The following is an 18,966-nucleotide window of genomic DNA, read 5'->3' on the forward strand; positions in this document are numbered from 1 at the left end:
TCGGTTGTTATGGCGGCGCGACCAACACCTAGTTGGTACGATATTGACGTGGGCTTACGCCAAACCAACGACGGAACGCACGTGAAAACGCACTGGTTTCTGAATAACCTAGTAATAATCCCATTTCCGTAATAGGAATATGCGCTTGCTGTAAATAATGCGACGCTAAATCTCGACGGACACTTTCCAGTAATTGCCGGTAAGTGACACTCTCAGCTTTCAAACGACGCTGCAAAGAGAGTCGGTTCATGCCCATGACATCGGCGATTTTATCTAGCTCTGGCTCACCATCCACTAAATGGGTTTGAATACTGGCTCTCACTTGCTCGGCCATAGATTGGGTTGCTTGCGAGACATTCAAACGCTGTAAGGCTTCCATCATAAGCGATAATAGCATCGGATCCGCGTTGGGCATTGAACGCGACAAGCAGGTTTTATCAATCACCATAGAGTTAAAGGGTTGGTTAAAATACACAGGCGCATCAAATACTTTACAGTGCTCATGCCAGCTTTCAGGGCTAGCATGCTCAAAATGCACCATCCGCGGCGCCCACGCTTTACCTGCTCCTTGGCGGATCAGATTGATCACCATACCCATAGTCAGTTCGGCATCCTGACGGCGCACTACAATGCCGCCATGGCGTATTTGGTAATCAACGCGGACTGCGTCACCTAAATCGACGAATTGCATAAAGGTGTCGTGTTGATGCCAACCGAATGCATGCACTAAATTTGTCAGTGCATCTTGTACGGTGGCAGAGCATAAGCCAATATAACCTATCAATCCCAGTTGCTGGGGCATAAATTGCTGGCCGTAATATAGACCAAAGTGTTCACATCCAGTTTGTTGCGCCGCTTGTTCCAACACTTGGCAATAATGGGTGAGTTTGAGACTGGAAGTCGGCTGGGTGAGAATTTCAGGGTTAACACCACTGCGTCCTAATATACGGTCGATGTCTCCGCCCTGCTGCGAGATAAACGTAGAAAGGCCGGTGGCGGCCGCAGCCAGCACTCCTTGATTTCCCGCAGGTGGTTGAGAAAGTGCCTTCATAACATAGTGACTGTGGGTGCAAGACATATCCATCGTAATGATCCTTCATCGATGTAAACTGATAACCGATCAAAGTTAAGCAAAAATCGCTCCATGCTCAAAACGCTGCACTAGCGCTATGCTGGCAACATACTGCACCAATCAACGCCGCTACAACTATCGCTCCGCACCATTAATGTGCAGAGCGTACGAGCATTCCCCGATTATATTTCGCGACAGATCACCATACTGGTATTAAGGATCAATCATTTCATATTGAGTGATGGATGGCGTTTTATACCGCGTGTTTTAGCACTTTCCAACGGTCATCAAGATAATCGCGACACAAACGTACAGTTTCGGCGACCCAGTGATCACCTAAGCTTTTCGCCATTTCGGTTTGCTGATGAGACCCCACCCAAGCCAGTAATTGAATACGACGTTGCATAATCATAATTGGTAGCATATTCAGGTCGCGCTGTGGTAACGGACGCACTTTTTGATATCCTTGTAGCAAGCTGTTAAGCCATTGCCCCATGTGCTCATAATGCTCATAAAAGCTCATGGCCGCCGCAATATCATGCATAAACCAGCCTTCGCCGCAGTCATCAAAATCAATCACGCGGGTTTCACCTTTATGAAATAATAAGTTGGTTAAGCGCAAATCAGCATGGATCAAACCGTATGTTTCTGCTTCTTTTCCATAGTCATGTACGTGGGTTGCGATGTTATCGACAGCGTGTTGCACGGTTTCAATATCTTGCGGTGACAAGCCCGGCACCTTTTGCCAATGCCCCCAATGACCTTCAGCACTCAACATCGATGCATGATCCCACTCTAAGCGCTTAAACCACTCGGGACGTTGCCACTCAATGCTGTGTAAGTGAAGGCGCGCCATAATTTCTCCAAGCGGCTCAAATTGCTCTGGGTCGATATCGGTGGTTGGCATGTCCCCTTCAATCCAACGAAACAAAACGGCAAAGCGCAAATCATCATCACTAACGCGAATGTGTTGAACCTTGGTTCCTTGTGCATCGGCAATCGGTGCTGGGGTCACAAACCCTTGCGCTTCTAACGCGGCAAGCCATTCCAGTTCACTTTGAATGTTCAGTGCATTGTGATAATCAGGTCGGTGAATACGCAACGCAAACTGCTCGGTCGCCGTCTTCACTTTGAATGTGGCATTTTCAGAACGACAGATTAACGTTGCCTCGCCTTGATGCTTTGGGAGGTAACGAGTCAATACCTCATTGGCCATCGCGATCATATCACCATCGGTTAATGTATCGTATTGTTCCATTTCCATTACGTCATCCTTGTCATTAATCGGTGTAGTGGCAAGAATGCCGCAATGCTGTCTCACTGCGCTTGACCTTATAACGCTCTTTCACGCGTCATTTGCTATAAACGGATCACTTTGCCTCAAAGTTGTCTGAAAAAATCACAAAGCGCGCTTTCAGGTCAAGTTTTTTACGAGTGGCTCGCGCAAGATGGAATCATTCACCGTGCAGTGACCGCACTTACTTTCTAGTGTTGTCATCGTTTATCAATATCGCCACGGTATGCATTCTGCTATTTGAGACCGGAGGATTTATGGTCGTACGCTCTACCATTATGGACACCAATAGTTTTCGCCCCGAGCACGCCAGCGAGCTCGACGATGCCACACGTGAATTAACCAACAAACGTGACCGTTTGCTAGGAGAATCTTACCGTTTGTTTTACCGTCGTCCGGTGCATTTGGTTAAAGGTCTCGGTCAATATCTATGGGACGCCAATGGCGATAAATATCTCGATGTGTATAACAATGTGGCGAGTATTGGTCATTGTCATCCTGCTGTTACCTCAGCGGTGAATGAACAAATGCAGAGCCTCAATACGCACACTCGTTATTTACATGAGCGTATTTTGTCTTACAGTGAAGACATTCTACAAACCATGCCTGAGGCCGTGAATAAAGCCATGTACATGTGTACGGGCTCAGAGGCGAATGACTTAGCAATGCGCATTGCACATTCTTATTCTGGCGGTACGGGGATCATTGTGTCGCAAGAAGCGTATCACGGCACGAGTGCGTTAACGTCGGGAGCATCCCCTGCGCTGGGTTCAGGTCAGCCGCTATCTCCTCATACTGGTCTTATTGCTTCTCCAGATCATTACCGCTTAGCCGGTCAAGATGCTGGTTTATGGTTTGCGCAAAAGATGCAAGAAAAGATCGATGAAATGAGCGCAAATGGAATCAAATTTGCCGGCTTCATGGCAGATTCTATTTTTTCCTCCGATGGAGTATTACCGGGCGACCCTGGATTTTTACAACCAGCTATCGATGTGGTGCATAAAAACGGCGGTATTTTTATCGCAGACGAGGTACAACCGGGCTTTGCGCGCACCGGCGAAGCGTTCTGGGGCTTTGCTCGCCACGGTATTGTGCCAGATGTTGTCACGACGGGTAAGCCGATGGGGAATGGAATTCCGGTGTCTGGCTTATTTGCTAAACACGATGTGCTGGCATCATTTAGTGATCAAATCCCGTATTTTAATACCTTTGGCGGTAACCCTGTCGCAATGGCGGCCGCGCAAGCGGTATTGGGTGTGATTAAAGACGAAGATCTCCAGGCGCACAGCGCCATCGTTGGGCAGCAACTACTGAATGAATTGAAAGTACTGCAAGCCAAGTATGAATGCGTTGGCGATGTACGCGGCGCAGGCTTATTCATTGGCTTTGAATTGGTGACGGATAAAGAATCGAAAGCCCCTAACAAAGCGCTTGCTTTAGATTTAATTGAAAAACTGCGCGATAGAAAAGTCCTCACATCGGTTGCAGGCCCACACGGTAATGTCTTGAAACTCCGTCCGCCTCTGGCTTTCCAAGCGCACGACATTGATTGGTTAGTCGGCGCTTTGGATGAGTCTTTGCAAGCAACCTTATAAAAAACTTACCTGCTTTGCTTCCCAACACCATAACAAGACAAGTCGCCACTTATCTTGTTATGGTGGCTGCTTACATTAAGCGTCTAATCTTATGTCCTGTGCTACCTTCCCCCACAATACTCCATCAAAAGCAACCCAACATAAGTAAATTATGGTGGATGCCTATCACTCCCGCACACAATGCAACCTTTGCAATATAGTTATCAGTTAGCGTAAGATGATTCTGTTACGCTGGTTATCTAACCATTCATTTGAATAAGCACAGCGAAGGAGTGCGTCAATGGAATATCGTCAACTAGGTCATTCGGGCCTACGTATTTCTGCTTTTACTCTCGGTACCATGACTTATGGTGGGCAAGGCAAATTTGCCCACGTTGGTCAAGGTGGAGTAGACGTAGCCAAAAGACAAATAGATATGTGTATTGATGCAGGTATTAATATCCTTGATACTGCTGACATATACTCAGACGGCGCATCAGAAGAAATCTTAGGTAAAGCCTTACAAGGTCGCCAAGATCAAATGCTGGTCGCCACTAAAGCTCGCTTCCCTACCGGTCCTGGGCAAAATCAAGGCGGTAACTCTCGTTACCATATTATTGAAGCCTGTGAGGCCTCTTTAAAACGCCTAGGGACAGACCACATCGATCTTTACCACATTCATGAGTGGGATGGCTGGACACCAGTCGAAGAAACACTAGAAGCAATGGATCGTTTAATTCGTGATGGTAAAGTGCGTTATTATGGCGTGTCTAACTACACGGGGTGGCAACTGATGAAAACACTCGGTAGCGCCGCTGAAAATCATTATTTGCGCCCAATCAGTCAGCAAATTCATTACACCCTACAAGCGCGAGAAGCTGAGTATGAACTCTTGCCTATTTCAAGCGATCAAGGGGTCGGCGCAATGGTGTGGAGCCCACTTGCAGGTGGTTTACTCTCAGGTAAATTCCGCCGTGATAATCAAACACCGCAAGACTCCCGTCACCTGCAAGGCTGGAAAGAGCCGCCAGTCTCTGACACTGAAAAACTGTATGACATTGTCGATGAGTTAGTCGCGATTGGTGAAACACATGGTGTCTCGGCCGCACAAGTCTCGTTAGCTTGGTTACTGACTCGCCCAGCAATCAGTTCTGTCGTCATTGGCGCGCGTACTGATGAGCAATTAAAAGATAACCTCGCTGCGGCTAATTTGACGCTAAGTAACGATGAACTGGCACGCTTAGAAAAAGTCAGCCGTCCACCACTACTCTATCCTTACTGGCATCAAGCGATGACCGCTTCGGATCGCTTAGGCGCTACCGACTTACAGTTTTTGCAGCCATACTTGGACGATGAGCAATCGTAAGCTCTGATCCGTATCTAACGTTGATATTTTCAATGCTGAGTAGTTGTATGAATACTCACTAAATTATACGTTAGTGACACTGTCACATAATGGCGACTTATACAGCGTATTGTAATATTACAATGCGCTTTTTCTTTGCTGCTCGGCTTAACCACACCAGCACAGTGAGGAAAATATGTGTGATAAGTTAGCTCGACCAACTATCAACACAACGGTTGCTCATTTATACGGCTTGTCTCAGCACTAAATAACAGGCAATAAAAAAGGAGAGCTTGCGCTCTCCTTTTACTTAACCTGTAAAACTACTTCTAATTAAAGAGCAGCTTTTGCTTTTTCAACAAGTACTGTAAATGCAGCTTTGTCGAATACCGCGATGTCTGCAAGAATCTTACGATCGATTTCGATAGATGCTTTTTTCAGACCGTTGATAAGACGGCTGTAAGACAGACCGTTTTGACGAGACGCAGCATTGATACGTGCAATCCAAAGTTGACGGAATTGACGTTTCTTGTTGCGACGGTCACGGTAAGCGTATTGACCAGCTTTAGTAACTGCTTGGAAAGCTACACGATAAACACGTGAACGTGCTCCGTAGTAACCTTTAGCTTGATTAAGAACTTTCTTATGACGTGCACGAGCTTGTACACCACGTTTTACGCGAGGCATTATGCTTCTCCTAAACTAAACGAATTAAAAAACTAAAAAGAATTAAGCGTACGGTAGACAACGTACAATGCCAGCCACTTCACATTTTGGAAGGATAGCATTTGGACGAAGCTGACGCTTGTTCTTAGTAGTACGCTTAGTCAGGATGTGACGTTTAGTAGCGTGCTTAAATTTAAAACCACCAGCTGTTTTCTTAAAACGCTTAGCAGCACCTTTGTTGGATTTCATCTTAGGCATGATGAAGAACTCCGCATTGTAATAGTTAATAACACGTAATCAAGGCGAACAAAACCGTCCGCTTACACGGACGATTTTATTACTTGTAAGGCCGTTAATTACTTCTTCTTAGGGGCAATCACCATAATCATCTGGCGGCCTTCTATACGCGACGGAAAAGATTCTACTACAGAAATATCTGCTGTGTCTTCTTTAATTCGGTTTAGTAGGTCCACACCGATGTTTTGGTGAGCCATTTCTCGGCCACGGAAGCGAATTGTTACCTTCACTTTGTTGCCTTCTTCAAGGAAACGGGTCAGGTTGCGTAGTTTTACCTGATAGTCTCCGATATCAGTTCCAGGACGGAATTTTACTTCCTTGATCTGGATCTGTTTTTGCTTTTTCTTCTGATCTTTTGAAGCCTTGCTCTTCTCGAAGAGGAACTTGCCATAGTCCATCACTCGACAGACTGGCGGCTCGGCGTTAGGGCTGATCTCTACGAGATCCAAACCAGCTTCTTCAGCTGTAGCTACTGCTTCTTGAATCGATACGATACCTACAGACTCGCCGTCTACGCCAGTTAAACGTACTTCACGAACGCCACGAATCTCACCGTTTAAACGGTGCTGGTTTTGTTTGGCCGGCAATTGGCCACGTCTTCCGCCTTTAATAGTTTATTCCTCCAGATTAAGCTTACGGCTAGCAATCTCAGATTGGATATGTTCAATAAAGTCATCCAATTTAAATTTACCGAGATCCTTACCTTTACGAGTACGCACTGCTATTTCACCGGCTTCCATTTCTTGGTCACCACATACCAGCATGTACGGAACACGTTTCAAAGTGTGTTCACGGATTTTAAAGCCTATTTTCTCATTTCTCAAGTCTGCTTTGACACGAATTCCACATTTACGCAGTTTTTTCGCAACTTCTTGAGCGTAATCAGACTGTTTGTCCGTAATATTCAGCACAACTGCTTGTTCAGGCGACAACCACGTTGGGAAGAAGCCTGCGTATTCTTCGATTAAGATACCGATGAAACGCTCTAATGAGCCAAGAATTGCGCGGTGAATCATAACAGGGACTAAACGCTCGTTATTCTCACCTACGTAAGTCGCACCTAAGCGGCCTGGTAAGTTGAAATCAAGCTGTACAGTACCACATTGCCATGCACGGTCTAAACAGTCATATAAAGTAAATTCAATTTTAGGTCCGTAGAATGCGCCTTCACCCTCTTGAATGTCAAATGGAATATCCATTGATTCAAGAGATTTGATTAAGTCCGCTTCGGATTTGTCCCAAATTTCATCGCTGCCGACACGTTGTTCTGGACGCGTAGACAGTTTTACTGCGATGTTATCAAAACCAAAAGTTTGGTACGTATCGTAAACCATTTTAATACATGACGTCACTTCTTCTTGAATCTGATCTTCAGTACAGAAAACGTGCGCATCATCTTGTGTAAAGCCACGTACACGCATAATGCCATGTAGTGAGCCTGATGGTTCGTTACGGTGACATGAGCCAAACTCAGCCATGCGCAACGGTAAATCACGGTACGACTTCAACCCTTGGTTAAAGATTTGTACATGTCCAGGACAGTTCATTGGTTTGATCGCGTATTCACGATTTTCTGATGAAGTGGTAAACATCGCATCAGAGTATTTATCCCAGTGACCAGAACGTTCCCAAAGCACTCGGTCCATCATTAATGGGCCTTTCACTTCTTCGTAATCGTATTCTACCAATTTGCTACGAACAAATTGCTCAAGATCGCGGAAGATAGACCAACCATTATGATGCCAGAAGACCATGCCCGGCGCTTCTTGCTGCATATGGAATAAATCAAGCTGTTTGCCCAATTTACGGTGGTCACGCTTCGCGGCTTCTTCAAGACGAGTTAAGTGTGCTTTTAATGCTTTTTTGTCATGAAATGCTGTGCCGTAAATACGTTGCAGCATTTTATTATCACTGTTGCCGCGCCAATATGCACCAGCGACATTCAACAGTTTAAAGTTCTGACAAAAGCCCATATGTGGTACGTGTGGGCCACGACACATATCGACGTATTCAAGGTGATGATATAAGCCAGGGCGGTCATCGCGTGCCACATTCTCATCAAGGATTTCCATCTTATATGGTTCACCGCGAGATTCGAAGGCATCACGTGCTTCCTGCCAGCTTACTTTCTTTTTGACGACTTCATATTTGGTTTTTGCGAGCTCTTTCATGCGAGCTTCGACTTTTTCTAAATCTTCTTGAGATAAAGAATGATCCAGATCGATATCGTAATAAAAACCACTGTCGATAGTTGGACCGATCGCCATTTTTGCATCTGGGAACAGCTGCTTAAGCGCATGACCCAATAAGTGGGCGCATGAGTGACGAACGATTTCTAACCCATCGGTTTCATCTTTTGCGGTGATGATTTCAAGACTTGCGTCTTGCTCAATCACATCACATGCATCAACGCGCTCACCGTCTACACGACCTGCAATCGTTGCTTTTGCAAGACCAGGACCAATAGATTGAGCAACATCGAGAGTCGAAACTGGGGTGTCAAATTGACGCTGACTGCCGTCAGGGAGAGTAATTGTAGGCATTATATATCCTTACAGTGGTGTTGCACACCAAGCAACACTTGCGAGTGAATGTTGTGTTTTACACGATTTAAACAAAACACATGAGACAATGTCGAACAAATTTAGGGACAAATACGGATGCACCTTCTTAAGCGACGCCGCTATTCTAAAGCAATCACCTGAAATAACAACCGATTTGTCAGCCGAGCATGTTGTGTTAAACAAGCTGCGCATTTCTCGTATCGTTATCACATTAAGTCATCGTTGCGTGTCGGCCAATCCTAAATAATAATGAAAACTGTTCTCATTGAGTTTGTCGCGATAAAGCGTTATTATATTCCTATATTTTACCTTAGACGGACCCTTTTATGTCAACTACTCCTCAACGTCGTCCAAGCTTTGCTTTAACCGTTATTTCAACCAAGCAGATATCCCCAAATTTTCAACGAATTCAATTACAAGGTGAGAGCATTGCTCACTTTGAGAAAGATTGTATTGGTGGATATATTAAGCTGCAATTCACGCCAGAAGGCAGCGCCGATTTAAGTACGTTAGCACAAGAGGCTCGCCCTAGTTTAAGAACGTATACAATTCGAGATTTTGACAAAGACAATCACATTCTTACGTTAGATTTTGTCCGTCATGAGATTAATGATCCTTGTTGTGGGTTCGCGGCGCGCTGGGCATTGGAATGCCAAGTCGGCGATATCATTCAGATTGCCGGCCCTGGAAAAAGCCCCGGTATTAATCCAGCTGGTGACTGGTTCTTTTTAGTCGCTGACATGACCGCTCTACCTGCGCTGAGCGCGCAATTACTTACCTTGCCATCGGATGCCCAAGGTTATGCCATCGTTGAAATTACCGATGCTGAAGATGCTCAAACACTAGCGTTACCGGCGGGTATTGAGGTTATTTGGCATGTCGCAGATGAAGGCACTTCATTAGTTGACGCTGTACAAGCCTTAGAGTGGCGCTCTGGTCAATGTGCGGTATGGTGCGCCTGTGAGTTTGAGTCGATGCGCGCATTGCGTCAGTATTTCCGTAACGAACACAACATAGACCGTGAATTCATTTACATCAGTAGTTACTGGAAACGTGGCGTCACCGAAGAAGGTCATAAAGTCATTAAGCGCAAAGACAACGACACGCAAGTATAATGGTCGTGAACAGAAGATAGATGAGTTTGACTATAAATATAATGGCTGCGCGTGATTGCCCATTGGATAAAACCGCCGATTACCAATAACGGCCGGCGGTTTGTATCATCAATCACTCTGCGGCTCGAGCGCCCACTTTAGTGGGCGTAAAGGTAAGCTGTCGATTCGGTTTCACCTTGGAGAAATCCCTTCTATTATAACAGCATCATGCCGCCAATATTCCATATCTAGCCGCACAAATTGTTGTTGGTCATCATGATACTGACGTGTCACCACCACGGCGGGCGTCCCACCTGTAGCATACAAATGCTGTGCACTCTCACCAGATAACGCGCCGATTTTCACCTGATACTTACTCACTTTGCAGGTAACGAAAAACTGCTCGGCAAGTTGTTGGGTTAACGACTGTGTGGCCGATACCCCCTTCCAATTGAGCGTATTGGGATGATGTAAATAGCTCATCACGAAAGCGACGGGGCGAGATTCTAAGTAGCCTATACGCTCAATACACTGTACATCAGTAAATGGGGGTAATTTCCCCATTTGCGCGATGTGCTTATCCGCCATTTTTCGAGTCGAGCGAATAAAGCGCATCTCGGCTTGCCTACCTTGTTGCGTAGCAAGTTCTTGAAATTCATTCTCGCTCGCAACGTCATAACGCAGCGCTGGAGGTGAGATAAACCATCCTCGGCGATCTTCACGATAAATCGCCCCTTCGGATTCCAGCAAGCTAAGCGCCTCACGCAAGGTGACTCGTGTCGTATTAAAAGATTCGGCCAACTGGCGTTCAGACGGCAGTTTTTGCCGCGGTGCTAATAAGCCCGCGGCAATTTGCTCAATGATGATGTCTTTGATTTTTACATATTGCACACGCGCAGCCTTAATGATGGTTCAGACAACTTAATCAAATGAATTCGGTTTGAATCCACAACACCTCGCCGACGGTGTTATTTTGCCAGTAAATGGTGCTGTAACTGTGCTAAGTCTTTTACTTGCAAAGTGGGCGTAATGCCCTCAGGCACCGGCTCATTAGCTTCATTTAACCAACAGGTATCAACGCCTATATTCATGCCGCCTAAAATATCTGAACGAGGGTTGTCACCGACCATCATGACGCGCTGTTTATTGGGTTGCCCCATTTCGGTGAGTGCATATTCAAAGATACGTGCGTCGGGTTTCGCACACCCTACCGCTTCTGAGCACACCACAACATCAAAATGTTGTGCTAAGCCGTTTTTCTCAAGACGCACTTGCTGCAGATCGACAAAGCCATTGGTCACGATACCCAATTTTACATTGCCTTTTAAAGCATCCAATAGTGGCTTGGCGCCGGGTAACGGCTCACAAACTTCGCCCATAGCGCGCAAAAAGTCTTGTTGGAGTTCTTCAGGCGTGACATTTAATCGGGTTGCTAGTGGAACAAAGCGCCCGTGCTTAAGTTGGTCTGCATCAATTTCACCATTTTGATACTTGACCCACGCTGGTTTATTAATTTTTTGGTATTCGTCAAAATCATCTTGAGTAAACGTCACTCCGCGCGGGGCTAACATAGTTTGTAACCCTCGAAAGGCATCAAAGCGAAATATCGTTTCGTCAGCATCAAATAAAATCCAATCGTATTGCATGAGCTCTCCTTTATATTTATCAACTTATTGTAATAGTTTTCCCGCCTTGACGTAAGTCTTCTTCACCACACAATGTGTTTCCTTGTGTTCAACAATTCTTTTTAGTAACCTACTTTGGTTGCTAAAAATGGCTTTATATTGCCAAACAGCGGTGTCCTACTATCAATGAGAGCAATGATGTTTAATGATTTCTCTGCTATTCCCATTTTTGTTGCTGTGGTTGAATTAGGCAGCTTTTCACGCGCTGCCGAGCGCCTAAATATAACTAAATCAGCGGTGAGTAAGCGTATTACGCAATTAGAGCAAGGGTTAGGCGCTCGATTACTTAATCGTACAACACGGCAAATTAGCCTGACAGAAGCCGGCGAACGTTATTACTCGCATGTGTCACAAGCGCTAAGCTCAGCCCATCAGGGGGTCGATGCCGTTGCTGAACTGCAGGGAGAACCGCAAGGCCAACTGAAAATTAGTGTGCCAATGTCATTTGGTATTCGCCATATCTCTCCTTATATCACCGAGTTTTTACAGCGCTACCCTAACCTACGTGTGGATATTCAGCTTGATGATCAAATCGTGGATATTGTTTCACAAGGTTTAGATATGGCCATTCGGATCGATAATATGCCCAATTCAACCTTGATTGCTAAGCGTTTAACGTGTTGTAAAACCGTGTTATGTGCCTCGCCAGCCTATATACAGCAGTACGGCGAGCCCACAAGTCCCGCTGATCTAATTGAACACAATTGCTTGCAATACTCCTATTTTCGGGGAGGACAAAGTTGGACCTTTTATGATGGTATCGAGCAAGAGTCGGTCATTCCTCATGGCAATGTACACGTCAATAACAGCGAGGCGATTCGCCGTATGCTACTGTCTGGTTTAGGTGTCGCACAACTGCCCACTTTTATTGTCGGTGAAGATATTCGTTCAAAAAAACTCGTGCCAATTATGTCCCATTATCAGTTACCGGAAAGCGCAGTGTATGCGGTGTATCCAGTCCGTCAGTATTTGCCACAAAAAGTACGTTTGTTCATTGATTATCTCTCAGAGAAATTTGATCAAACCCAGCCTTATTGGGATCAAAACGTGTTTTGCTCTCATCCAACTAAAGAATCTTAACCCTTGCCTTTTCAAACGCGGGATACGCCTGCTAAGGTCAGATTTAGGCACTGTGTTCCAAAAATACCAGAAGGAGTAACCTCATGAAAAAAGTGGCAGTAATTTTGAGCGGCTGCGGGGTTTATGATGGCAGCGAAATTCATGAAGCCGTATTAACCCTGCAGGCTATTGAACGTCATGGGGCAAGCTGGCATTGCTTTGCACCAAACGTGGAACAGCGTCAGGTTATCAACCATATTAATGGTGAGTTAATGTCTGAATCACGCAATGTGTTGGTCGAATCAGCGCGGATTGCACGTGGACACATTAGCGATGTCGTAGAACTCTCGGCCCAAGATTACGATGCTATAGCATTACCAGGCGGGTTTGGTATGGCAAAAAATATCACTGACTTTGCCACTCAAGGCGCAAACTGCCAACTGAATGATGATGTTGCCACTGCGTGTCGCGATTTTGCCACGACGGGCAAACCGGCAGGTTATATTTGTATTTCTCCGCACATTATTCCCATGATTTATCCACACGGCGTCGAAGGCACAATTGGTAATGACACGGATACAGCTGCCGGCTTTACGGCTTTAGGTGGGCAACATATTGACTGTCCAGTTGAGGATTACGTGCTTGATCAAACTAATAATGTGCTCTCAACTCCTGCGTATATGCTGGCCAGTTCGGTGAGCGAAGCAGCCACAGGCATTGATCGCTTAGTCAAAAAATTAGTCGAATTGGCTTAATCAAAACACGGAGAGCGTGGCTTAGTGACGATAAATGAGAGTTTGGTAAACCCGCTCGTTTAAACGGCCAATGTAAATAACTTGCTACACAATTATTTAAATGCCTGCGAATTAGTGTCTATTGCATCGCTTATTCGTAGGCATTTAAATGCATAAACACCTATAGTTCAGGCTTTTTATCACACTGCTCTTTATTATTAATTACTTACATATCAACCTTCTACCAATATATTTCCCCTTTCCACACTGACAAATTTGATCTCTATCAATGTCGCCTCATATTCCAAACGCCCTGCGGTAAAAATTGTTTTAGATCAATAATAACGTGTCGCGAGTCTGTCATAGTTTTTAACAGTTGGTTCACACCATAAACATACATATTTTATTGCTTTTGGAGCTGCCTTATGACAAGTGCATTTTTTATTCCTACTGTTAATCTAATGGGCGCAGGTTGTTTAACTGACGCTGTGGACACCATTCAATCTAAGGGGTTTAAAAAAGGGTTAATTGTAAGCGACGCGGTCTTAAATAAGATTGGGGTCGTACAAGACGTCGCTGAATTACTCTCTGCTCGCGACGTGGCAACCGTGGTTTATGATGGTACTCATCCAAACCCAACGGTGACTAACGTCAATGAGGGTTTGGCTATTTTACAAGACAACCAGTGTGACTTCGTTATTTCGCTAGGTGGCGGTTCACCGCATGATTGTGCCAAAGGGATCGCACTGCTCGCTTCAAATGGCGGTGAAATTGGTGATTATGAAGGTATCGATCAATCACCAAAACCGATGCTCCCGCTTATAGCCATTAATACAACGGCTGGGACAGCATCGGAAATGACTCGCTTCTGCATTATTACCGATGAAGAACGTCACATTAAAATGGCGATCGTTGATAAACACACTACCCCACTGATTTCTGTCAACGATCCTAAGTTGATGCTAGCAAAACCCGCTTCTCTAACCGCTGCAACAGGAATGGATGCACTCACCCATGCGATTGAAGCCTACGTTTCGACAGCCGCGACACCGATCACTGACGCGGTGGCGATTAAAGCAATTGAAATGATTCAAGCCAACCTACGTCAAGCCGTTAAACACGGGCAAGACTTAGACGCTCGTGAAGCGATGGCTTACGCACAATTTATGGCGGGAATGGCATTCAACAATGCCTCGCTCGGTTATGTTCACGCTATGGCGCACCAATTAGGCGGATTTTATAACCTGCCACATGGCGTGTGCAATGCCGTATTATTGCCTCACGTACAGCGTTACAATGCGAGCGTTTCTGCTGACCGTTTACGTGATGTGGCCAAAGCCATGGGGGTGAATGTTGCACACTTAAATGCCGAGCAAGGGGCAGATGCCGCGATCAGCGCGATTGTTGCACTATCGACTGAGATTGGTATTCCATCAGGCCTTGCAGAGCTGGGGGCTAAAGTAGAGGATGTGCCAATCTTGGCAAGTAATGCACTCCAAGATGCATGTGCTGTTACTAACCCTCGGCAAGGGACACATGAAGAAGTGTGTGCGATTTTCCAAGCGGCCTTCTAAACACTCATGTATGCCATGGCTGACGGCATAGACAACGCTTTGAGTAAAATGCCTTGTCTTATTATCGAATGGCAATGTGGACTCACCACCGAGTCATAACGTAAAAAGCGCCCGTGTTAAACGTGCGCTTTATTCGCTTTTTGCGTTATTAATATGGGCGGCTAGAGTGTGACTTAACGCAAACCACTAAGAAATTCAGCGCGAGTCGACGCATTAGATTTGAAAATACCGCCTAGTGCAGTGGTCGTCGTTTCGCTCGTTGCATCCATCACGCCGCGTGATTTTACACAATAATGAGTGGCATCGATCGTAACGGCAACATCGTCGGATTCTAATAACGTTTGCAAAGCAACTAAAATTTGCTGAGTCATACGCTCTTGTACTTGAGGACGCTGCGCAAAGAAACGTACGATACGGTTAATTTTTGATAACCCGATGATTTTACCACGAGGGATATACGCGACCGCAGCTTTACCATCAATCGTAACTAAATGATGTTCACACGTACTGGTGACCGTTATGTCTTTCACGCGCACCATTTCACTGACATTCATTTTATTTTCAATGACTGTGATTTTTGGGAAGTTTTGGTAGTCTAACCCTGAAAAAATCTCGTCAACGTACATTTTGGCAATACGTCTCGGTGTTTCTTCCAGACTATCATCAGTCAAATCGAGTCCGAGAACATTGAGAATTTCACCCATGTGGTGTTCAATTTTCTCTTTCTTTTCAGCTCGCCCGAACTCATTGGGGGCCATTGGCGTTTCAAGTCCACGACTCTCCAACGCTGCGATTACTTTTTTTGCTGAGTCACTCAGACCAGACATTGCACTACCTCTTACGTTGCCCTTAGCAGATGGCGACCAAGGATACGCGTATTTATGGATAATTACACCCCATTTTATCACGGGTCATTATTATTTCTGCCGATATATTTATGATAAACTGCTGTTAATAAAACAATGTCGTAAATTGCAAGGATAAAACCATGGGATGCTGTGATGTACCAGGCTTAATGCCCATTGAAGACGCGCAAGAGAAACTCCTCGCGGATATTCAGCCCGTCAGTGACACATTAACCTTACCGATTGGAGACGCCATCGGTTATGTCCTCGCTGACGATATTTGCTCGCCGCTCAATGTACCTCCTTTTGATAACTCGGCGATGGATGGTTATGCCGTACGTCGCGAAGATATCTGTGCCCAGCACACATTACCTATTGCAGGTAAGTCGATGGCCGGCACGCCATTTGACAAGGTATGGCCTAAAAATACCTGTGTGCGTATCATGACAGGGGCGCAAATCCCGAACGGTTGCGATGCGGTGATCATGCAAGAAAACGCACACGTTACCGAATCTGGCGTCCTATTTAATGAAACGGATCTCAAGCCAATGCAAAACATTCGCCCCGTTGGCGATGACATTTGCCAAGAAGATGTGGTGTTGACAAAAGGCGCACGACTCACTGCTCGTGATATCCCAATGATCGCCACGTTAGGCATTGCCAACGTCACTGTACTGAAAAAACCCGTTGTCGCATTTTTCTCTACTGGCGATGAGTTACAGCCGCTGGGAAGTGAACTCGGTGCTGGGCAGATCTACGACAGTAATCGCTATGGCATTAAAGCGTTAATTGAACAATTTGGTTGCGAGCCACTCGATTTAGGCATTATTGCTGATAACCCTAAACAATTGACCGAAACATTCATGCATGCGCAGCAACTGGCCGATGTGGTGTTAACCTCTGGCGGAGTCAGTGTGGGTGAAGCGGATTATACTAAAGATATTCTGGGCCAGTTGGGGGAGATCAACTTCTGGAAATTGGCAATCAAGCCGGGTAAGCCGTTTGCTTTTGGTACGCTTCCTCAAGCATGGTTTTGCGGACTACCGGGGAATCCCGTCTCCGCTTTTATTACCTGTTATGTATTAGTACAGCCATTACTCGCTAAACTAGCCGGACATACACAATGGCAAGCCCCCGTGTCGATTCCTGCTATTACCCATTCTAGCTTTAAAAAATCACCGGGACGCACAGACTATCAACGCGGGATCTATCACATTGAAAATGGTCAAGTGGTGGTAGAAAGTACCGGTAATCAAAGCTCTGGCGCTTTTCGTTCTATGTCGCTTGCTAACTGTTTTGTCGTCCTTGAACGAGAACGTGGTCGAGTGGAAGTGGGAGAAACCGTCAATATCGAATTATTTAACGCCAGTATTAGCGCATGAGTCAATCAATAGACACCCTCTCTGATAGGGAAATGCTGCGCTATAACCGTCAAATTATTCTTAAGCACTTCGATTTTGACGGACAAGAAGCATTAAAAACGAGTCGAGTTCTCATTATCGGTGCGGGCGGCCTTGGCTGTGCCAGTAGTCAATACTTGGCGACCGCTGGTATAGGGCATTTAACGCTGGTTGATTTTGACCGAGTCGAATTGTCCAATTTACAGCGCCAAGTTTTGCATCACGATGCCGACATTGGCCGCTATAAAGTGGACTCGGCAGTCGAAACACTCAAGCAATTGAACCCGCATTGCCAAGTAGAAGGTATCACTCACCGGCTCGATGATATCAAGCTGAGCGACGCGATTGAACAACATACCATTGTGCTGGACGCCAGTGATAATGTGGCAACGCGTAACCAATTAAATAAGTTATGTTACGCTCATAAAACCCCACTCATCTCTGGCGCGGCGATTCGTATGGAAGGTCATGTTTGTGTGTTTACCTACCAAGATGAACAGGAACCATGCTACCAATGCTTGAGCGCTTTGTTCGGCGATACCGCTTTAAGCTGTGTCGAATCTGGAGTGATGGCGCCTGTGGTTGGCATTATTGGGGCGGTGCAGGCCATGGAAGCTATCAAAGTAATCGCTAATGTTGGACGTACATTATCGAGTAAAATGTTGATGCTCGATGCCTTGACAATGAGTTGGCGGACCATGACATTGATGAAAAACTCGCACTGTGAGATCTGCAACACTTAAGCGCATTAGCAAAATATTATAAAAGCCGTGTTCATCAGCAAACAAATACCATGAGCACGCACATTAAAGGAGCGGGTTATGTCATCGTTAGTTTCTGTAGATTGGCTCAAGCAGCACATTCATGATGAAAACGTGGTTGTGCTGGATGCAAGTATGGCGTTTAAAATTCCGGTAGAGCCGCAAAAAGACACGACTAATATTATTGCGGGTGCGCGCCGTTTTGATTACGACACCCAATTTTGCGATCCAGACAGTCCCCTCCCCCATATGATGCCTTCGGCCGAGCGCTTTACTCAGTTAGCACAAGCTCTCGGTCTTAATCAGCAGGATACGTTGGTTGTCTATGATAATAGTGGCACTTATGCCTCTCCCCGAGCGTGGTGGATGTTACGTGCCATGGGTCATGACAATGTCTTGGTGCTCAATGGCGGCTTAACCGAGTGGAAAGCACAACATGGCGATATTGTTCAAAACTACGCTGAGCCTCGCGAGCCTGGCGACTTTCAAGCTCAATATAACCCTGATGCCTTTGTCGATGCGCAGACTGTTTTAGAAAACATTGGTCGTCACGATACCCAATTATTTGATGCACGCGGCCATGCACGGTTTGCGGGCACAACACCAGAGCCACGTGACGGAGTCCGTAGCGGGCATATTCCTGGCGCGATATGTTTGCCGTTCACTGAACTTATGGATAACCACCGGCTTAAACCACGCGCAGCACTCATGCCCATTGTATCCAGCCTCTTAGCTGCCGAACGTCAAGCTATATTTAGTTGTGGTTCCGGGGTCACTGCATGTATTTTATTACTCGCTGCGCAAGAATGTGGTTACACCAAAACCGCTGTTTATGATGGTTCATGGACCGAATGGGGACAGCGTTACGATTTACCCATTGCCACCGAGGATGGATAACTCAAACTAGTGGCAACTCTATACCCTCACCACCTAGCATCCAAATAAGCCATCAAAATCAGTAACGCCGTCTAGGTTAGACGGCGTCTTGATATGGCTCGTACA

The 18,966-nt window shown here is 45.8% G+C and carries 18 protein-coding genes; 9 read left to right on the forward strand and 9 right to left on the reverse strand.

The window, feature by feature from the left end:
- Positions 1–28 precede the first annotated feature (28 nt).
- Complete coding sequence (gene qhpR / locus OCU30_RS15475) at positions 29–1,084, reverse strand: AraC-like transcriptional regulator QhpR (RefSeq protein ID WP_205408818.1); 1,056 nt, start codon at positions 1,082–1,084, stop codon at positions 29–31.
- A gap of 241 nt (positions 1,085–1,325) precedes the next feature.
- A complete protein-coding gene (locus OCU30_RS15480) occupies positions 1,326–2,336 on the reverse strand; it encodes a phosphotransferase enzyme family protein (protein WP_077315059.1) in 1,011 nt (336 codons plus the stop codon).
- A 287-nt stretch (positions 2,337–2,623) separates the two neighbouring features.
- On the opposite strand from OCU30_RS15480, the gene OCU30_RS15485 reads away from it, so the two are divergent.
- Both OCU30_RS15485 and OCU30_RS15490 read left to right on the forward strand, forming a co-directional pair.
- The gene (locus OCU30_RS15485; protein WP_077315058.1) at positions 2,624–3,961 is read left to right on the forward strand and encodes an aspartate aminotransferase family protein; all 1,338 of its coding nucleotides are present in this window, start codon (positions 2,624–2,626) and stop codon (positions 3,959–3,961) included.
- Between the two features lie 280 nt (positions 3,962–4,241).
- The gene (locus OCU30_RS15490; RefSeq protein WP_077315057.1) at positions 4,242–5,306 is read left to right on the forward strand and encodes an aldo/keto reductase; all 1,065 of its coding nucleotides are present in this window, start codon (positions 4,242–4,244) and stop codon (positions 5,304–5,306) included.
- Between the two features lie 312 nt (positions 5,307–5,618).
- Here OCU30_RS15490 and rplT read toward each other — a convergent pair whose 3' ends face one another.
- The 4 genes from rplT to thrS form a co-directional block, all read right to left on the reverse strand.
- Complete coding sequence (gene rplT / locus OCU30_RS15495; RefSeq protein WP_077315056.1) at positions 5,619–5,972, reverse strand: 50S ribosomal protein L20; 354 nt, start codon at positions 5,970–5,972, stop codon at positions 5,619–5,621.
- A 42-nt stretch (positions 5,973–6,014) separates the two neighbouring features.
- Positions 6,015–6,209: a 50S ribosomal protein L35 gene (rpmI, locus tag OCU30_RS15500; RefSeq protein WP_077315055.1), complete on the reverse strand. Its 195-nt coding sequence runs from the start codon at positions 6,207–6,209 to the stop codon at positions 6,015–6,017.
- Between the two features lie 98 nt (positions 6,210–6,307).
- On the reverse strand, positions 6,308–6,835 hold the full coding sequence (infC, locus tag OCU30_RS15505; RefSeq protein ID WP_261821311.1) for a translation initiation factor IF-3: 528 nt from the start codon (positions 6,833–6,835) through the stop codon (positions 6,308–6,310).
- Positions 6,836–6,862: 27 nt separating this feature from the next.
- Positions 6,863–8,791: a threonine--tRNA ligase gene (gene thrS, locus OCU30_RS15510; protein WP_077315053.1), complete on the reverse strand. Its 1,929-nt coding sequence runs from the start codon at positions 8,789–8,791 to the stop codon at positions 6,863–6,865.
- Between the two features lie 347 nt (positions 8,792–9,138).
- Here thrS and OCU30_RS15515 point away from each other — a divergent pair, with 347 nt between their 5' ends.
- Positions 9,139–9,927, forward strand: a complete 789-nt coding sequence (locus tag OCU30_RS15515; RefSeq protein ID WP_077315052.1) for a siderophore-interacting protein — start codon at positions 9,139–9,141, stop codon at positions 9,925–9,927.
- 171 nt (positions 9,928–10,098) lie between these two features.
- On the opposite strand, the gene OCU30_RS15520 is transcribed toward OCU30_RS15515, so the two are convergent.
- On the reverse strand, positions 10,099–10,797 hold the full coding sequence (locus tag OCU30_RS15520) for a GntR family transcriptional regulator (RefSeq protein WP_077315051.1): 699 nt from the start codon (positions 10,795–10,797) through the stop codon (positions 10,099–10,101).
- Positions 10,798–10,874: 77 nt separating this feature from the next.
- Positions 10,875–11,552: a pyrimidine 5'-nucleotidase gene (gene yjjG, locus OCU30_RS15525; RefSeq protein ID WP_077315050.1), complete on the reverse strand. Its 678-nt coding sequence runs from the start codon at positions 11,550–11,552 to the stop codon at positions 10,875–10,877.
- Between the two features lie 177 nt (positions 11,553–11,729).
- Here yjjG and OCU30_RS15530 point away from each other — a divergent pair, with 177 nt between their 5' ends.
- The 3 genes from OCU30_RS15530 (at position 11,730) to yiaY (ending at position 14,958) form a co-directional block, all read left to right on the forward strand.
- Complete coding sequence (locus OCU30_RS15530) at positions 11,730–12,671, forward strand: LysR family transcriptional regulator (RefSeq protein WP_095532922.1); 942 nt, start codon at positions 11,730–11,732, stop codon at positions 12,669–12,671.
- An 83-nt stretch (positions 12,672–12,754) separates the two neighbouring features.
- The gene (elbB, locus tag OCU30_RS15535) at positions 12,755–13,405 is read left to right on the forward strand and encodes an isoprenoid biosynthesis glyoxalase ElbB (RefSeq protein WP_077315048.1); all 651 of its coding nucleotides are present in this window, start codon (positions 12,755–12,757) and stop codon (positions 13,403–13,405) included.
- Positions 13,406–13,809: 404 nt separating this feature from the next.
- Positions 13,810–14,958, forward strand: coding sequence for an L-threonine dehydrogenase (gene yiaY / locus OCU30_RS15540; RefSeq protein ID WP_077315047.1), 1,149 nt, complete (start codon positions 13,810–13,812; stop codon positions 14,956–14,958).
- A gap of 173 nt (positions 14,959–15,131) precedes the next feature.
- Here yiaY and folE read toward each other — a convergent pair whose 3' ends face one another.
- Complete coding sequence (gene folE, locus OCU30_RS15545) at positions 15,132–15,785, reverse strand: GTP cyclohydrolase I FolE (RefSeq protein WP_077315046.1); 654 nt, start codon at positions 15,783–15,785, stop codon at positions 15,132–15,134.
- A gap of 161 nt (positions 15,786–15,946) precedes the next feature.
- Between folE and moeA the strand changes: the two genes are divergently transcribed.
- The 3 genes from moeA to OCU30_RS15560 all read left to right on the forward strand — a co-directional run bounded on the left by moeA (position 15,947) and on the right by OCU30_RS15560 (position 18,861).
- Positions 15,947–17,185 (forward strand): molybdopterin molybdotransferase MoeA, encoded by a 1,239-nt coding sequence (gene moeA, locus OCU30_RS15550; protein WP_077315045.1) that lies wholly within the window; start codon positions 15,947–15,949, stop codon positions 17,183–17,185.
- Positions 17,186–17,193: 8 nt separating this feature from the next.
- Positions 17,194–17,946 carry a molybdopterin-synthase adenylyltransferase MoeB gene (gene moeB / locus OCU30_RS15555; RefSeq protein ID WP_077315123.1) on the forward strand — a complete coding sequence of 251 codons (753 nt, stop codon included), beginning with the start codon at positions 17,194–17,196 and terminating at the stop codon, positions 17,944–17,946.
- A gap of 78 nt (positions 17,947–18,024) precedes the next feature.
- Entirely contained in the window at positions 18,025–18,861 is an 837-nt protein-coding gene (locus tag OCU30_RS15560; RefSeq protein ID WP_077315044.1) for a sulfurtransferase, read from the forward strand.
- Positions 18,862–18,966: the final 105 nt, after the last annotated feature.

Source organism: Vibrio palustris (assembly GCF_024346995.1).
Taxonomy (GTDB): Bacteria; Pseudomonadota; Gammaproteobacteria; order Enterobacterales; family Vibrionaceae; genus Vibrio; species Vibrio palustris.

Bases quoted from the DNA above. Each gene is read 5' to 3' on its own strand.
- folE (WP_077315046.1), bottom strand. From the start codon at position 15,785: ATGTCTGGTCTGAGTGACTCAGCAAAAAAAGTAATCGCAGCGTTGGAG.
- rpmI (WP_077315055.1), bottom strand. From the start codon at position 6,209: ATGCCTAAGATGAAATCCAACAAAGGTGCTGCTAAGCGTTTTAAGAAA.
- OCU30_RS15480 (WP_077315059.1), bottom strand. From the start codon at position 2,336: ATGGAAATGGAACAATACGATACATTAACCGATGGTGATATGATCGCG.
- OCU30_RS15485 (WP_077315058.1), top strand. From the start codon at position 2,624: ATGGTCGTACGCTCTACCATTATGGACACCAATAGTTTTCGCCCCGAG.
- OCU30_RS15515 (WP_077315052.1), top strand. From the start codon at position 9,139: ATGTCAACTACTCCTCAACGTCGTCCAAGCTTTGCTTTAACCGTTATT.
- OCU30_RS15530 (WP_095532922.1), top strand. From the start codon at position 11,730: ATGTTTAATGATTTCTCTGCTATTCCCATTTTTGTTGCTGTGGTTGAA.
- yiaY (WP_077315047.1), top strand. From the start codon at position 13,810: ATGACAAGTGCATTTTTTATTCCTACTGTTAATCTAATGGGCGCAGGT.
- rplT (WP_077315056.1), bottom strand. From the start codon at position 5,972: ATGCCTCGCGTAAAACGTGGTGTACAAGCTCGTGCACGTCATAAGAAA.
- qhpR (WP_205408818.1), bottom strand. From the start codon at position 1,084: ATGGATATGTCTTGCACCCACAGTCACTATGTTATGAAGGCACTTTCT.
- thrS (WP_077315053.1), bottom strand. From the start codon at position 8,791: ATGCCTACAATTACTCTCCCTGACGGCAGTCAGCGTCAATTTGACACC.
- OCU30_RS15560 (WP_077315044.1), top strand. From the start codon at position 18,025: ATGTCATCGTTAGTTTCTGTAGATTGGCTCAAGCAGCACATTCATGAT.
- moeA (WP_077315045.1), top strand. From the start codon at position 15,947: ATGGGATGCTGTGATGTACCAGGCTTAATGCCCATTGAAGACGCGCAA.
- yjjG (WP_077315050.1), bottom strand. From the start codon at position 11,552: ATGCAATACGATTGGATTTTATTTGATGCTGACGAAACGATATTTCGC.
- elbB (WP_077315048.1), top strand. From the start codon at position 12,755: ATGAAAAAAGTGGCAGTAATTTTGAGCGGCTGCGGGGTTTATGATGGC.
- OCU30_RS15490 (WP_077315057.1), top strand. From the start codon at position 4,242: ATGGAATATCGTCAACTAGGTCATTCGGGCCTACGTATTTCTGCTTTT.